Source organism: Lysinibacillus boronitolerans JCM 21713 = 10a = NBRC 103108 (assembly GCF_000772935.1).
Classification (GTDB): domain Bacteria; phylum Bacillota; class Bacilli; order Bacillales_A; family Planococcaceae; genus Lysinibacillus; species Lysinibacillus boronitolerans.
Map to the genome: position 1 here is coordinate 1 of NZ_JPVR01000071.1, position 16,131 is coordinate 16,131.

The following is a 16,131-nucleotide window of genomic DNA, read 5'->3' on the forward strand; positions in this document are numbered from 1 at the left end:
AAAGCCATCGAGAGTGAACCTCTCGATGGCTTTTGTCTACAGTCTGAAAGCCCTACATAAAGTAGGGCTTTTTTAGCGTCAAGATGCGTTTATGATTGTTTATAAGCTAAATTTTAATTGTTATTTTATCCTCAACAATTATCTGAAATAAAATCTTCACTTTTTTTCTAGCGAGTCACCATGCTCAGCAGTAGGTTTACCAGCTTTTAATAAGACTTTACTGCCCAGAAGGAAAAATCCTTGGATGAAGAGTAATAGTCCTGTACCGATGAGTAGCCACTCAATAGCAATAATATCAGCTATTGGCCCGAAAATTAGCATACCTAAAGGCATCATAGAGGTAGATATCATACTAAGAATGCCAAATACTCTTCCCATATAGTCACTTTCCACTTTTTCTTGTAATAACACCGTTGCAGGTGTATTAAAGATTGGCATGGCTATGCCAGTAAGGGCCATGATCCCAAGATACAGCCAAAAAACAGGGATGATTCCGAGAGCCATTGTACAAAGACCAAATAATAGAGCGGATAATGTCATCGTATGCACTTTATTTTTAAAGCCACCCCAAGTTGCGATTGCGATACCACCAACTAACATCCCAATGGCAAAGGCCATTTCGATGGCAGTCAAACGCCATACATCATTGCCAAAAGTTCGTGTAACTTGTAAAGGCGTTAAAAAGGCAGCAGGTGCAGCAAGCAGCATGAAAAAGGCAAAGAACAAGAATAATTGTTTCAAGAAAGCATGCTCTTTAATATAGATAAAGCCTTGTTTCATATCACTAAAATAGCCTGTTGTTTGTGGCTGATTAGCTTTTGCATGTGCAGGTATATGCAGAAATAATAAGAAGATAGCGATGGCAATAGCCGCTGTTGTCACATCAATAAAGAATATAGATTCGATAGAAGCCATCGTTAATAATGCACCACTTGCCATAGGAGCAAGAATCATGATAAACGCTTGAATGCTACTATTTGCGCCATTAACCTTCATTAAATGCTCTTCAGGCACAAATTGTGGTAAAATAGCGCCCACTGCTGGTGTTTGAATACCTGCACCAACTGCACGTACAGCTGATATAACAAATAGTAGCCAGAGCTCATCATAGCCGATCAAAAATAAAATCGCTAAAATTAGCGTAGATAAGGCAATCATACCATCAGCTAAAATAATAAGCCATTTACGGTTATAGCGATCTGCCCAGACACCAGCAATAGGTGCTAAGAAGAAGGTTGGTAAAAAGCCGCAAATAATCGCAATGGTCATCATGCTGCCTGATTGCGTTGTAAGTGTGATATACCATGTAATGGCATATTGCACAAGAGCAGAGCCAAAAAGTGAAATTGTTTGACTACTTAAAAAAAGTATCGTATTACGTTTCCAATGTTCCAAATTCGTCATTCCTTTCTAACAGTAGTGCCTGTGTGGAAAGTAAAAGACAACACAAAAAAAGAGGGGAGTAGCAGTCCCCTCTTTTCCAGTATTCCTAAAACAGACTAGACCTAATTCCATTTCCCTTGCACAGCAGGCAAAGTGTACACATATTTAATTAATAATGTGAAATCGTAGTCTAATTGAAGCTGTCATTTGGAATACCTCCGTTCTATATAAGTTGTGTTGATTGTAGCATAAAGTTCATCTATGCGTAAAGAATGAATGAAGCAAAAATTAGGTTGAATTTAAAAATATGGAAATTGTAAAGAAGCAACTCATCTACGTTTTTTTCACTCTTTTGCTATATTTATAGTTTTTGTTAAAGGAAAAGTATTACTCATCGCTTTTTCAGTAGTTTTTTATGGTTTGTATACATATTTTGAATCTTTCTGAAACGTTTGTAGACGTGAAACGTATTAACTGCTTCCATTCCTCCCGATAAAGTTGCTTCGGAGACGTGCATAAAGCGGGTACTTATCATATACTAAAATAGAAAAATAGAAAATGGAGGAAATATGAGAAAGAAAAATAGTAAATGGAAACTCTTAACTTTAGTCGCGATGATTTTTATGTTATGCCTATCGACAATCCCTGCAAAGACTGCCATGGCAAGCACGACACAGCCAAAAAGTGAAATGAGGGCTGTCTGGATTTCAACCGTTCTTAATCTTGATATGAAAGCAGGTATGACGAAGGAGCAGTACACGGCTTGGACACGCCAAACATTGGATCAACTTAAAGCTAATAAATTTAATACTGTTATTTATCAAGTAAGACCGACAAATGATGCAATGTATGCCTCTGAGCTAGCGCCGTGGTCATCTTACATAACAGGCAAAAAGCAAGGCACAAATCCAGGCTACGATCCTCTTGCGATCATGATAGAGGAAAGCCATAAACGGGGTATGGAGCTGCATGCATGGATGAATCCTTATCGTGTAACAATGTCTGGACAAAAACTGACAGACCTTGCTGCAGATAATGTGGCGAGAACACATCCAAACTGGGTTATCAAATATGGCAAGCAGTATTATTTAAATCCAGGTTTACCAGAAGTACAAGACTATTTAGTTGAAGTGGTAAGAGAGCTAGTAGCCAATTATGATATTGATGCAGTGCATATGGATGATTATTTTTATCCATATAAAATTGCTAATGAAGTTTTTCCAGATCAAGCAGCTTTTAAAAACTATGGAGGTTCCTTTAAAAAGGTGGAGGATTGGCGACGAGATAATGTCAACCGTCTTGTAGAAAATCTTTACACGGCCATTAAAGACACAAAGTCATATGTTCAATTTGGTATTTCACCATTTGGTGTATGGCGCAATAAATCGCTAGATAAAACAGGAAGCGATACAAAGGCTGGTGTTAATAATTACGATGATTTATATGCAGACGTCAGAACATGGATTCAAAATGGCACAATTGATTACGTTACACCACAAATTTATTGGTCAAGAACATTATCTGTTGCGAAATATGGAACGCTGCTAGATTGGTGGAGCCATGAAGTGCAAACCTACGCAACAACACACCCTGTCCATCTATACATTGGACTTGCTGATTACAAAGTTGGCAATGATAGTGATGCAGCATGGAAAAATAAAATGGAGCTGCCTAGTCAAATACTAGCGAATCGTTCGGAAAAGGTAGCGGCTAAGGGGCAAATGCATTTCTCCTTAAGAAGCTTTCAAAACAATAAACTAGGCTATGCAACGATTGTTAGTCAACAGCTATATAATTACACAGCATTGACACCAGAAACAACTTGGAATGATGACACAGTGCCGAACGTGCCAACTTTTGTGCAGGTGACAAAGGAAGCGACAGGTCGCAAAATAGAGATTATAGACGAAAATGAAACACAACCACGCAAGTATGTCATTTATCGTTTTACAGGAAACAAAGAAGGCTCTTATGATGACCCTCGAAATATAGTGGATGTTGTTTATAATATGGATGGCCTCACTAAATTTGTGGACAAGTCAGCTCTTGCTAAGCATAGCTATACATACGGCATTAAGGCTGTATCTGCTACAGGTGTGGAAAGCAAGGAAGCTTTTGTAGTGAAAGAAGATTAATAAAAAAAACAGCCACTCACATGCAATGACTGCATGAATGGCTGTTTTTTTATTAATTTTCTTCAATATCTTTACGGTTTTTCTTTAACATTTTAGATAGCATTTCATAAACAATTGGTACAACAACGAGTGTTAATAGGGTAGAAGATAATAAACCGCCAATTACAGTAATAGCTAAGTCTTTGGAAATTAATCCACTACCGCCAGTACCAAGTGCCATTGGAATCATAGCACCAATTGTAGCGATGGCTGTCATCAGGATAGGACGTAAACGTGTTGCCCCAGCTTCAAGGATCGCTTCACGCATGGCAAGACCATCATGTTCCATATGAATGATACGGTCAACTAATACGATGGCATTTGTTACAACGATACCAATCAACATCAATAGACCCATCATGACAGATACAGAAATAGTTTGCCCTGTAACGAATAAACCAATGAATGCACCAATTACTGCGAATGGTAGTGAGAAAAGAATAGCGAACGGAGCTAAACCTTCTCCGAATGTAACCACTAGAATGAAGTAAACAATGGCAATGGCTGCTAACATCGCAATACCAAGCTTAGTGAATGTTTCTTGCATATCTGCAGCAACACCAGCAACACCAAGTGTTACACCTTTTTGTAAATCTAATTTATCAATTTTTTTATCAGCAGCAGTAGTGGCTTTTGAAATATCGTCACCGATAATCGTACCAGATACTGTTGCAAAATATTCACCTTTTGAACGAGATAATGAGTTAAGTGTTGTACCTTCCTCAACATCTACTAATTCTCTGATAGTCATTGTTGTACCCAATGCTGTTTTAATTTCAGTGGCTAAGACATCATCAAGTGAAGTCGCAGCTGCTTTAGCATCGCGTTGAACGATGACATCGATATCTTTACCATCGTTTTTCACGGTAGTTAATATTTCTTGTGATGTATTTGAATTTAATGCCATCACGATTTGAGCTGTCGTTAACCCGTATTGAAGGACATTTTTTTGTTCAACTTTTAGCACATGCTCTACATATGGATCTTCATTATCAGATTTAATATCTTCTAAGCCATCCACTTCTTTTAGAGCGCCCTCTACTTGCTTCACAGCATCTCGAAGTTTATCTAAATCATCACTATACAGTGTATAGCTGACTTCGTTTGATGACATCGACATAGAAGTGAAGTTTTGAGACTTCCATTCTCCTGATTGCCCGATGTTAAATACATAGTCTTCAACCTCTTCACGAGCTTTAGGGAAGTCTTCCATATCCGGATCAAAGATAAGGTACATTAAGGCACCGCCAGCACCTCCACCCATCATCATTGCTGATGGATCGACATTCTTCGCATCTGTAATGGAAACTTGTAAAATATCAACATCTTTACGTTTCATTAATTCTTTTTCTACTTTTTCAACATTTGCTGCCGTTTCGTCAGCCAGCTCTCCCGTTGCAGGCGTATACGTTAAGTACATAACTTTTTCTTCTTGTGATCCCATAAAACTAAAACCAATAAGTGGTGTTAATGCAAGAGAACCAACAAGTAAAAGAATCGCAATGACAGATGTAATAATTTTGTGATTTAATACTTTTTCTAGGACACCTTTGTACCAAGTAGCAAGTTTACCAACTTCTTTATGTTGGCTTTCAGTCTTCTCACCGTATAATTTTTTACGGAATAAGAAGTGAGATAAAGCAGGTACGATTGTGATCGCAACTAATAATGATGCACCTAATGCAAATGTCATTGTAAGGGCAAATGGCATGAACAATTCGCCTACCATACCACCTACGAAAATAAGGGGAGCGAATACAGCTACCGTTACTAATGTTGAAGAAAGAATTGGTTTAAACATTTCAATTGTTGCTTCACGAATGAGGGTACGACCTGTAAGCTTTTCTTGCTTTAAGTGAATTCGTCGGTAAATATTTTCTACAACTACGATTGAGTCATCGATAACACGGCCAATTGCGACGGTAATCGCGCCCAGGGTCATGATATTTAATGTAATATCCATCCAGTTTAATAGAAGTAATGCCATGAAGATAGAAACTGGGATAGAAATAATTGAGATAATCGTTGATTTGAAATCACGTAAGAATAGTAAAATGATTAATACGGCAATTGCGCCACCAAATACTGCTTTTTCGATCATTGTAAATACAGAATCTTCGATTGGGGCACCTTGGTCAAGTGAGATCTCTACGTTTAAGCCGTCTAATCGTTTTTCCTCATCCTTCATAAGGTCTTTGACTGCATTGACAACTGTTACCGTATTGGCATCTTGGCCTTTCACGATTTGAATCGCAATGGCATCTTGACCATTTGTACGTGAAACAGATTGCACTTTACCTTCTACTTCAATTTTTGCAATATCACCTAGACGAACGAAAGGTGAAGGATTTGTAGCTGAAGGTGTAACAGGAATTAATAAGTCTTTCAGTTCATCCACTGATTTTACCTTACCGTCTACTGAAACTGCTTGTTCGCCGACAGTAAATTGATATAAACCAAGTGACAGTGACATATCACTTGCCTGAATCATTTGTTTAACAGTATCCTCTGTTAAACCAAGTGCTGCCATTTTTTCTTCATCATATTTAAATGATACTTGTTCAATATGCTGACCTGTGATAGTAGCGGATGCCACACCATCAATTTTTTCGATTTTAGGAAGTAGAACATCTTCAACTGTTGAAGTTAAATCAACAATATCTTCCTTAGAGCTACTTACAGATAAAGCGACTACAGGCATCATGTTCATGCTGATTGCCATAATAGTAGGCTCTTGAGCGCCTTCAGGTAGTTTAAGATTATCTAAAGCTGCCTCTAATTGTCGTTTTTTCTCATCCATATCAATTCCATAGTCGTATTCCACTTGAACTTGTGCTACGTTGGAAGAGGATGTTGAGTAAACAGCCTTCACATCTTCTAAACTTTCTATGGATTTTTCGAACGGAATGGAAAGCTCATTCATGACTTGTTCAGGCGTTGCGCCAGGATATACGCCCATGACAATTAAATACGGGATCGAAATATCGGGTATCGATTCCATTTTCATCCTTGTACCCGAATAAATACCAGAGACAGTGATGATAATTGTTAATAACCATACTGCCAATTTGTTCTTTAATACGAAATTAACTAAACCTTTCACCTTCACACCTACCCTTTATTGACTATCTAAATTCAATTATTTATACTAATGACTAATCGGTCATTTGTCAACGAAATGCATTAGGAGAGAGTTAAAAATATGTTAAAAAAGCAATTAATTATGGAGAAAGCGTTAGAACTGTTTTCTGAACAGGGTTTTGAAGCTACGTCAGTACAGCAAATTACAGACCGCTGCGGGATTTCTAAAGGTGCATTTTATTTATCCTTCAAAACCAAAGATGAGCTTGTTATATCAATGGTTGATTACTATTTACAGCAGTTTATTATAGATGTTGACCAAGTAGTCAGAGGAACGTATAACAAAGAAACTGTTTTGGTTGAATTTTATAAAAGCATTTTTCAAGCATTCAAAGACCATTCTGCATCCGCACGTGTATTCTTTAATGAAAAGGTCTTTTTAACAAAAAAAGAGCTATTTCATAAAATAACGGCGTATGAAGCAGAAATGTCGAAATCAATTCTCTATATGCTTGAGCAACTTTATCAGGATCAATTACAAGAAACGAAATATGATGTAATGTACTGCATAAAAGGATTTATGAAGAGCTATGCTGAGCTTTTTATTTTTTCAGATATGCCACTTGATTTAGAGCAATTAGCTAAATCTTTAGCAGAAAAGACAGATATTATTGCACATCATACAACTATTCCTTTTATTACAGCAGATCTTGTGCCGTTTATTGCAAAGCCGTGTGAGCAAGACGTGTCAAAAGATGCTGTACTACAATTATTGGAGCAAAATATAAATCATGCTGAGGATTCTATAGAAAAAGAATCCATTGAGTTGTTAAAGCAAGAAATAGAAAATCCTACTTATGGTAAAGCAATCATTAAAGGACTAATTGAAAATCTACGTTTAGACCCAGCGTATCATTGGATTGCATATGTAACTGCAAAATACTTTAATATTTGAACTCAAGGATAGAATTGTTCACGTTTGGTGGTGAACAATTCTATTTTTAATGGTTTTTATCTATGGATGGGGGCAAGATTGCAAGGCCTCTAAAGCACTTGCAAAGGGTTCTTGAATCCATAATAGGCGCTCAAGAAAATCTTGGACATTGGATGGTAACTTCAATTCCTGCTGCCAAGCTTTCTCTTTTTTATTGCTTGGCTTGTAGTCTGAGTATAGTAAAAATAATAAAAAATGGCCGACAAAATAAAGATCACTAATATGATTTTCAGCACGTTTTGGGTTTTCAATCGTAGAGATATCGATTTGCTTTTTGTAAGTGGTAGCTAGACCAAAGTCAATAATATGCAATTGTTGACCTACTAACAATATATTCGGAATCCGTAAATCGCGATGAACAATATCATAATTGTGTAACTGTACAATTTGTTCTAATAGTTGCTTTGTAATAGCAAGGGATTGAGCGGTTGAAAATTTGGCACCGTTTTGAAAAATAAGCTGCTCAAAAGTTTGCCCATTGACATAGTCCATCATAAAAAATGGGCAATCTTGAATTGTTCCTGTTGAATGAATGGTAGGAACATAGGGTAGTGATAGTTGCTGGAGTATGTGTATTTCTTGTTGAAATTTTTGAATGGTTTTCTGGTGATGACGATGTTTGGGACGCAAGCATTTTAAAACAAATAGACTTGCTGAAGAGCGATCTTCAATTAAATACGTACGACCATATGAGCCATAGCCAAGGAATTTTTTAAAAGAAAAATCGGGATGTTTGGCAATGTAAAGTTCAACAGCCTGGTCAAAACTTTTTTCGGATAGTCGTTTCCACCACATTAGCTACTAAAGAAACTCATAGAGCTGAAAAAACTGCGTGAACTTTTACGAGAGTTACGCTTATAATGCTTATGACCATAATAATTATGTCGTTTTGAATATCTGCTACGGCTACTTGATGAAGAGTAATGGCGTTTGGATTTACTATTGAGTAAGGAATGTAGAATTTTATCTAGCATAAAAACGCTCCTTTTTGATGTTGTTATTACTATATACGCAAAAATAAAAAGGAGGTTTCAAAAATAAAAAAGAAACTATGTAAATTTTTACATAGTTTCTTTTTATGAGGTTAAACCTCCATAATAATTGGTAAAATCATTGGACGACGTTTTGTTTTTTCGAATAGATAAGGTCCTAAAACGTCTGTAATTTCATTTTTCAATTCTGTCCATTGAGGTGTTTTGCTTTGAATTGTTTCATTCAGATGACGGTTTAACATTTTTTGTGCCTCATTGATCATCGTGCCTGATTCACGCATATAGACAAATCCACGTGAGATGATGTCAGGACCAGAAACAATTTTTTGTTTTTCCATATCAACGCTTACCACTACAATCACTAAACCTTCTTCAGAAAGAATGCGGCGATCACGCAACACAATATTACCGATATCGCCAATACCATTGCCATCAATGTAAACATCTCCTGAAGGGATTCGGCCCGCTACATGTGCTTCGTTGGCACTTAGTGCAAGAACATCACCATTTTCCATAACAAATGTATTATCTAGTGGAACATCGCAATCTTCCGCTAGATGTGTATGCATTTTTAACATACGGAATTCACCATGGATAGGCATAAAGAACTTAGGCTTCATTAAACGAAGCATCAGTTTTTGTTCTTCTTGAGATCCGTGACCAGATGTATGAATATTGTTTAATGCGCCGTGAATGACTTCAGCCCCTGCACGGAACAATAAATTAATGATTTTATTAACGCTTACGGTATTACCTGGTACTGGTGAAGAAGAAAAGATAACTGTATCGCCAGGTTGTATTTGAATCTGACGATGCGTACCATTGGCAATACGTGATAAGGCAGCCATTGGTTCACCTTGAGAGCCTGTACATAAAATCATCACTTCGTTGGCAGGCAGTCGATTGATGCTTTGAGCATCAATAAATGTATCCTTTGGCGCAGTAATATAACCTAGCTCACGACCAATTGTAATAGCGTTGTCCATTGAACGACCGAAGACAGCAATCTTTCTTCCATATTTTACGGCTGCGTCTGTGGCTTGCTGTAAACGGTGAATATTTGACGCAAAGGTAGCAAAAATAATACGGCTGTCCACCTTGCGGAAAATCTCATCGATACTTTTTCCAACTGTGCGCTCTGACATTGTGAAATTAGGCTTTTCAGCGTTAGTACTATCAGATAGTAAGCAAAGAACGCCATCACGTCCAATTTCAGCCATCTTTGTTAGGTTGGCTGGTTCACCCACTGGTGTAAAGTCAAATTTAAAGTCCCCTGTGTGAACGATATTACCAGGTGGTGTTTTAACAACAATTCCATAGGCATCAGGAATGCTGTGTGTTGTTCTAAAGAAGCTAACAGATGTTTTTCTGAATTTAATAACATCCTCTTCCTTAATTTCAATTAGTTTTGTTGTACGTAGCAAGCCATGTTCTTCTAATTTATTACGTAATAAGCCAAGTGCGAGCTTACCGCCATAGACAGGGATATTTACTTGACGTAAAAGGTATGGAATACCCCCAATATGATCCTCATGTCCATGGGTAATAAACAGTCCTTTGATTTTGTCGACATTACGTACTAAGTACGTATAATCAGGAATAACATAGTCAATGCCGAGTAAGTCGTCTTCTGGGAATTTAATACCGGCGTCAATTAAGATAATTTCATCTTGAAATTGAACGCCATAAGTGTTTTTGCCGATTTCGCCCAGTCCGCCGAGCGCGAAAACAGCTGCTTGGTCATTTTTAACAAACTTCATGTTTGTTAAATTTCCTCCAAGACGAAGTTCGGGCTTGCTTGTTCGTACTCTAAGTAGTTACCTTCAAGCAGTTGAATGAACTCGATGTTGTAGTTTCGGTCTTTTAGCTTTTCACGTACTTCACGTTCTGAAGTAGCTTCTAGGTATAGACTTTTAGTATTTTCGCGAACTGGAATCTCATTTGCATTTTCTTGATAATAAACTTTGTAAATCATAGTTTGCTCTCCTTTAATTGCGTACAATTTTCTTGCACCTTTGACTACTACCACACACGTGCTACAAGAAAACAACGAATTTCTTTTATTGAAGAAATGTACATTTGTAATACTTGTATCTCAATGCTTCAGATGTGCACTATGTTATAAAATTGTATAGGAAGTAGTGAGACAGTGGTTGCGTATAGCCAAATAAATGCATTTCCTTTATATTATCACGCACTTCCTCTAAAATAAAGAAAAGCCCTTCAAATAATGAAGGGCAAATGTTAGGCAATTGATTTTTTTCCGAGTACGCCACGAAGTTGCTTCAACAATTTCCGTTTGAGTTTCTTCAGCATGGCACATCACTCCTTAGGATCATTATAATTAAAATTATTGTCTGTGTAAAGTCATTAAACTTGAAAGAATAATATTTATGGAAAGGGTTAATAGAATGAACAAAATTTTATTTTTTGATGTCGATGGTACTCTCTATAACAGTGAAAAAAAATTACCCTCATCTGCAAAAGAGGCACTTTTAACAGCACGTCGTAATGGTTATGAATTGGCGATTGCTACTGGTCGAGCACCATTTATGATTGAGTCATTACTAGAAGAATTAGAGATCGATACGTATGTTACCTTCAATGGCCAATATGTTGTCTATAAAGGTGAGGTTGTCTATACAAATGGGATTGCCAAGGATGAACTAGCAAAAATTATTGCCTTTGGTGAAGCACGTAACGAACCCGTAGTGTTTTTAGATGATAAACGGATGATTGCCTCAGTTGGAGATCATCCTATGGTAGCTGAAAGCTTAGATACTCTTAAATATCCGTATCCAGAATTAGACTCATCTTATTATATGCAGAACAATGTATATCAAACACTTATTTTTATGGAAGAAAAAGATGAACCTTTATATAATGAAACATTCCCGAATGTTCAATTTGTACGTTGGCATCCCTATTCTTGTGATATTTTGCCAAAAGGAGGTTCGAAGGCCGCTGGTATTGAGAAGGTGCTTGAGAAAATGGGCATCACTTTACAAGATGCCTTTGCTTTTGGTGATGGCATAAATGATATTGAAATGCTACAGGCTGTTGGGACAAGTGTTGCTATGGGGAATGGCCATGAACGAGTGAAGGCAGTCGCTCATCATATTGCGGACCATGTAGATGAGGATGGTCTCTCAAAAATAATGCGCAAGCTATCCATTATATAAAATAAAAAACAACTAGTTGGAGAACTCACACTAGTTGTTTTTTTATTTATTTTTGGCTCTACGCTATATTGACGATTTTTATTTGAACACCTTTATCCGAAAAATGTTGGATCGTCTTTTTAGGTAGGGCGTCATCTGTGATAATGACATCTACTTCATTCACTGGACAAACTTGAATTGCTACATCTTTATTAAATTTTGAGGAATCTGTAGCTACATAGACTGTTTGAGAGATGGAAATAATTTGCTTTCTAGTAATGGCTTCATCCAAGCTAAAATCAGATATGCCTTTTTCAATTGAAACGCCGCTAGCGCAAATAAATGCTTTATTAATATTAAGGTGCTCGAAGCGAAATAAAAATTCATTCGATGTCACGGATTTTTCAGAATGACGTACTTTACCGCCAAGCAGTATAACCTCAATGTTAGAGCCAATTAGATCAAATGCTACAGGTAGTGAATTTGTTACCACTGTTAGTTTTTCCTTGTCCAATAAAAATGGCGTCATTTGATAGGTGGTTGTTCCACTATCAATAAAAATACACTCCCCATCTTGAACGAGCGAAGCACATGCTTTGGCAATGGCAATTTTCTCTGTTAACTGTTCGTGAAGTCGTTGATCAATTAGTCCCTCTATTGGCTCAATGTATTTAACGCCCCCATAAAATTTTTCGATTTTTTTGTCTTGCATCAACTGTTGGACATCGCGACGGATCGTCTCCATTGAAACATTAAACTCTTTTGTAAGTGTTACTAATTTTACTACCTTATGTTGACGTATAAACTGCAAAATTTGATGTTGCCTCTCTATCATATACATTTCATCACCTCTACTAGATATTTACTCAAAGTAATCATGACTTTGTCAACAGTTGGTCAGAATTTACTCAACATTTACACAAATAAGCAATTTCCTTTACAAATGGTCTCTATACTGAAGCTAAGAACTGAGTGAGGTGACCAATTTGTTAGAGCTAAAAAATATCTCAAAAAGCTATAAAAATAAGAAAGTTTTAGTAGATATCAACGTAACCATCGAATCAGGTGAGATCATTTCATTGCTAGGGCCGAGTGGCTGCGGTAAAACTACTTTGCTAAATATCATTTTAGGACTTGTAGATCCAACTGCTGGTCAGCTTGTCTACAATGGACAAGATATTTCCAAGCAATCAATGCAAGAAAGAGGATTTAATATTGTATTTCAGGATTTTGCGTTATTTCCTCATTTAAATGCATACGACAATATTGTTTATGGATTAAAAAATAGAAACCTGCAAATGTCCAAAGAGGAGATACAAGAATACATTGATTTTTTAGAGCTAGCTCCTCATTTGCATAAAAAGATTCATGAACTGTCTGGTGGGCAAAAACAACGTGTTTCCATTGCCAGAACACTCGTGATGCAACCTAAAATTCTATTATTAGATGAACCACTAAGTGCACTAGATGGCGTTATAAAGGAATCCATAAAGGAACGCATTAAATCCATCGCAAGTGAATTTAATTTGACGACGATTATCGTGACACATGATCCAGAAGAAGCGCTTACCTTATCAGATAAAGTCATGATAATTAATGAAGGTACAGTTGCTCAATTTGGCACACCTCATGAAATAGTAACAGCGCCGAAAAATCAATTTGTAGAGGATTTTATCTTAAGACAGCTTCAAATTAAGCGACATAACATCTATCAATTATTTGGAGAAACATATGCTTAAAACAAATAAAATGATGAAATTAATTTTTCTGCCGATTCTACTATTTTTTCTATTCTTCTTAATTGTGCCATTGCTTTATATGTTTTGGCAGTCATTCAAAATAGGTCATGTCGTGACCACTCAAAATTATATTGAGGCTTTACAGAGTATTGAAATTCGTGAAGCTTTTACGAATAGTTTTAAAGTTTCTTTTGTAGCATCGGTGATTACAACCGTTTTAGCCTTTTTGTTGGCCTATGCTGTTCATTTTACTACGATGCATCGCCATACAAAAAAGTTAGTGCAAATTGGAATTACCTTGCCTATGCTACTGCCAACGATTACATATGGCTTTGTATTGATTTATACATTTGGAAATCAAGGAATTCTAACAAAATTAGTGGGGCAGCCTCTTTTTACAATCTATGGGTATAACGGCTTGGTGATCGGTTACGTATTATACACATTACCAGTTGCTTTTATATTAATGCAAAACTCCATGCAATATATCGATAAACGTTTTTTACTTGTTTCCATGTTAATGCATGATCATTCAATGCGTCGTTTTTATCATACCGTATTCCGTCCTATGTTAGGGACTGTTGGTGGGGCATTTATTTTAACATTTGTTTTAAGCTTCACAGACTTTGGGATCCCTGCATCTGTTGGTGGAAATTACAGAGTGATAGCTACTGAGCTCTACCAAGCCATGTTAGGTTCCATTGTACATTTTGAACGTGGAGCAGTCATTTCGGTGTTCATGCTAGTACCTGCTGTACTAGGTGTTGTCATCCTAACGATTTTAGAGCGCTTCAATTTTCAATATAAACAAGTTGGGCAAAGTGAACTTGTTAAGCATCGTTTACGAGACGGGCTATTTACAATTTATTCAATTCTCTGTGTAACAGTTGTAGGTATTATTTTTTCAACCATGTTTATTGTGCCTTTTACCAAAGGCTATCCGTACGATTTCAGCTTTACATTAGAGCATGTTCAAAATGTACTTGCAGAGAAAGATTTGACGAAGGTTTACATCAATTCTCTCATCGTAGCGGTACTAACAGCCATATTTGGTGTGGGCATAACATTTATGTCAGCGCTTCTTAATGCAAGGACACCGTTAAAAGGACGGAAAAGCTTAGATGTAGCTTCTATGATGACAAATACAGTACCAGGTATGGTGCTTGGGTTATCCTACTTGTTTTTCTTTAATGGAAGTTCATTAAAAGGTACTTTTCTTATTATTATCGCATGTAATATAGTGCATTTTTTTACGACACCTTATTTAATGGCTAAAAATTCATTGCAAAAAATGGATCCTACCTGGGAAGTGACAGCTGAGCTGTTAAAGGATTCGTGGCTAAAAACCGTGATACGAATTATTTTACCGAATATTAGGCCGACGATTTATCAAATGTTTAGCTATTATTTTTTAAATGCTATGGTAACGGTCAGTGGCGTTATTTTCCTTGTCAGCACAAAGACAATGCTTGTATCGACAAGGATAAAAGAGCTACAGCATTTCGCAAAGTACACAGATATTTTTGTTTTATCAATATTTATTTTATGTACAAACCTCATTGTGAAATTAGGTTGTGATTATATAGCAGCACATAAAGAAAAAACGGAGGAGATTTCAAAATGAAGAAGTCAACAGGCATGATGTTAGGAACAGTGAGTGTAGCAGCAGTCGTTTTAGCTGCATGTGGAGGGGTAGCGGCAGATTCCAAAGAGCAAGTCATCATTTATTCAAATGCTGATGATGAAGCTATTGAAGTGATGGAAACTACATTGGATGACAAGGGCTATCAAGGTAAGTATTTAATCCAGTCGTTTGGTACTTCTGAGTTAGGTGGCAAAATGATGGCGGAAGGGACAGATATTGAAGCAGATGTTGTAACAATGGCTTCTTATTTTATAGAAAGTGCACAAACCTCAAAATCTATGTTTGTAGATATTTCTTCAGACTTAAAGCCTCTTGATGGGGGTGTTACGTATGCATTGCCGATTTTAGGTAACGTAGGCTCTATCTTTATTAATACAGAGGTATTACAGCAAAAAGGGCTATCTATACCGAAATCCATTAAAGATTTAACAGACCCTGCTTATAAGGATTTAGTGTCCTTCCCAAACATTATGGACTCCTCAACAGGATGGCTCTTAGTACAAGCTATTATAAAGGAATATGGTGATGAGGAAGGGAAAAAAGTTTTATCAGATTTAACTAAAAATGCAGGACCACATATCGAAAGTTCAGGCTCTGGCCCTATTAAAAAGGTGAAAACAGGAGAAGTTGCTGCTGGCTTTGGTTTACGTATCCAAGCTATTGATGCCAAAAACGAAGGGTTGCCGATTGATTATATTGATCCGACAGAAGGAAATTTCACTTTAACGGAATCTGTAGCTGTTGTAGATAAAGAAGGTGATGAAGCATTAGCAAAAGAAATAGCAAAGGTAATTGCAACAGAGGCTCGTAATGGTCTTTTAGAGCAATATCCTGTAGCTCTATATGAAGGAGAACAAGTAAAGGACGAGCACGTTCCGGCGTATTTGAAAAAATGGGATACAACTTTAACCGTAGATTTATTAGAAAAACACCAAGCCTTCTTTAAGGAAGCACAGAGATAA

12 protein-coding genes are annotated in these 16,131 nt (G+C 36.8%); 6 read left to right on the plus strand and 6 right to left on the minus strand.

Features of this window, described 5'->3' with window-relative positions; genetic code table 11:
* Positions 1–156: 156 nt before the first annotated feature.
* Positions 157–1,404 (minus strand): MFS transporter, encoded by a 1,248-nt coding sequence (locus tag CD31_RS08990; RefSeq protein ID WP_036077024.1) that lies wholly within the window; start codon positions 1,402–1,404, stop codon positions 157–159.
* A 548-nt stretch (positions 1,405–1,952) separates the two neighbouring features.
* Here CD31_RS08990 and CD31_RS08995 point away from each other — a divergent pair.
* Positions 1,953–3,518, plus strand: a complete 1,566-nt coding sequence (locus CD31_RS08995; protein WP_036077026.1) for a glycoside hydrolase family 10-like protein — start codon at positions 1,953–1,955, stop codon at positions 3,516–3,518.
* A gap of 52 nt (positions 3,519–3,570) precedes the next feature.
* On the opposite strand, the gene CD31_RS09000 is transcribed toward CD31_RS08995, so the two are convergent.
* Positions 3,571–6,660, minus strand: a complete 3,090-nt coding sequence (locus CD31_RS09000) for an efflux RND transporter permease subunit (RefSeq protein ID WP_036077027.1) — start codon at positions 6,658–6,660, stop codon at positions 3,571–3,573.
* 99 nt (positions 6,661–6,759) lie between these two features.
* On the opposite strand from CD31_RS09000, the gene CD31_RS09005 reads away from it, so the two are divergent.
* Positions 6,760–7,593, plus strand: a complete 834-nt coding sequence (locus CD31_RS09005; RefSeq protein ID WP_036077030.1) for a TetR/AcrR family transcriptional regulator — start codon at positions 6,760–6,762, stop codon at positions 7,591–7,593.
* Positions 7,594–7,653: 60 nt separating this feature from the next.
* Here CD31_RS09005 and CD31_RS09010 read toward each other — a convergent pair whose 3' ends face one another.
* The 3 genes from CD31_RS09010 to CD31_RS09020 all read right to left on the minus strand — a co-directional run bounded on the left by CD31_RS09010 (position 7,654) and on the right by CD31_RS09020 (position 10,599).
* Entirely contained in the window at positions 7,654–8,427 is a 774-nt protein-coding gene (locus CD31_RS09010) for a protein kinase domain-containing protein (protein WP_036077032.1), read from the minus strand.
* 289 nt (positions 8,428–8,716) lie between these two features.
* Positions 8,717–10,384, minus strand: a complete 1,668-nt coding sequence (gene rnjA / locus CD31_RS09015) for a ribonuclease J1 (protein ID WP_036077035.1) — start codon at positions 10,382–10,384, stop codon at positions 8,717–8,719.
* A 5-nt stretch (positions 10,385–10,389) separates the two neighbouring features.
* Positions 10,390–10,599 carry a DNA-dependent RNA polymerase subunit epsilon gene (locus tag CD31_RS09020; protein ID WP_004224712.1) on the minus strand — a complete coding sequence of 70 codons (210 nt, stop codon included), beginning with the start codon at positions 10,597–10,599 and terminating at the stop codon, positions 10,390–10,392.
* 436 nt (positions 10,600–11,035) lie between these two features.
* Between CD31_RS09020 and CD31_RS09025 the strand changes: the two genes are divergently transcribed.
* Positions 11,036–11,806 carry a Cof-type HAD-IIB family hydrolase gene (locus CD31_RS09025; RefSeq protein WP_016994990.1) on the plus strand — a complete coding sequence of 257 codons (771 nt, stop codon included), beginning with the start codon at positions 11,036–11,038 and terminating at the stop codon, positions 11,804–11,806.
* A gap of 58 nt (positions 11,807–11,864) precedes the next feature.
* On the opposite strand, the gene CD31_RS09030 is transcribed toward CD31_RS09025, so the two are convergent.
* Entirely contained in the window at positions 11,865–12,620 is a 756-nt protein-coding gene (locus CD31_RS09030; RefSeq protein WP_052125362.1) for a DeoR/GlpR family DNA-binding transcription regulator, read from the minus strand.
* A 151-nt stretch (positions 12,621–12,771) separates the two neighbouring features.
* Between CD31_RS09030 and CD31_RS09035 the strand changes: the two genes are divergently transcribed.
* Genes CD31_RS09035 through CD31_RS09045 form a run of 3 tightly spaced genes read left to right on the plus strand, consistent with a single transcriptional unit; the run spans position 12,772 to position 16,131 of the window.
* Positions 12,772–13,524: an ABC transporter ATP-binding protein gene (locus CD31_RS09035; protein ID WP_016994994.1), complete on the plus strand. Its 753-nt coding sequence runs from the start codon at positions 12,772–12,774 to the stop codon at positions 13,522–13,524.
* A complete protein-coding gene (locus tag CD31_RS09040) occupies positions 13,517–15,148 on the plus strand; it encodes an ABC transporter permease subunit (RefSeq protein ID WP_036077041.1) in 1,632 nt (543 codons plus the stop codon). The genes CD31_RS09035 and CD31_RS09040 overlap by 8 nt, the downstream gene beginning before the upstream one ends.
* Complete coding sequence (locus tag CD31_RS09045; RefSeq protein ID WP_016995002.1) at positions 15,145–16,131, plus strand: extracellular solute-binding protein; 987 nt, start codon at positions 15,145–15,147, stop codon at positions 16,129–16,131. The genes CD31_RS09040 and CD31_RS09045 overlap by 4 nt, the downstream gene beginning before the upstream one ends.

Excerpts from the sequence above, each read along its gene's own strand:
- CD31_RS08990 (WP_036077024.1), bottom strand. The coding sequence starts at position 1,404 with ATGACGAATTTGGAACATTGGAAACGTAATACGATACTTTTTTTAAGT.
- CD31_RS08995 (WP_036077026.1), top strand. The coding sequence starts at position 1,953 with ATGAGAAAGAAAAATAGTAAATGGAAACTCTTAACTTTAGTCGCGATG.
- CD31_RS09005 (WP_036077030.1), top strand. The coding sequence starts at position 6,760 with ATGTTAAAAAAGCAATTAATTATGGAGAAAGCGTTAGAACTGTTTTCT.
- CD31_RS09010 (WP_036077032.1), bottom strand. The coding sequence starts at position 8,427 with ATGTGGTGGAAACGACTATCCGAAAAAAGTTTTGACCAGGCTGTTGAA.
- rnjA (WP_036077035.1), bottom strand. The coding sequence starts at position 10,384 with ATGAAGTTTGTTAAAAATGACCAAGCAGCTGTTTTCGCGCTCGGCGGA.
- CD31_RS09020 (WP_004224712.1), bottom strand. The coding sequence starts at position 10,599 with ATGATTTACAAAGTTTATTATCAAGAAAATGCAAATGAGATTCCAGTT.
- CD31_RS09025 (WP_016994990.1), top strand. The coding sequence starts at position 11,036 with ATGAACAAAATTTTATTTTTTGATGTCGATGGTACTCTCTATAACAGT.
- CD31_RS09030 (WP_052125362.1), bottom strand. The coding sequence starts at position 12,620 with ATGATAGAGAGGCAACATCAAATTTTGCAGTTTATACGTCAACATAAG.
- CD31_RS09040 (WP_036077041.1), top strand. The coding sequence starts at position 13,517 with ATGCTTAAAACAAATAAAATGATGAAATTAATTTTTCTGCCGATTCTA.
- CD31_RS09045 (WP_016995002.1), top strand. The coding sequence starts at position 15,145 with ATGAAGAAGTCAACAGGCATGATGTTAGGAACAGTGAGTGTAGCAGCA.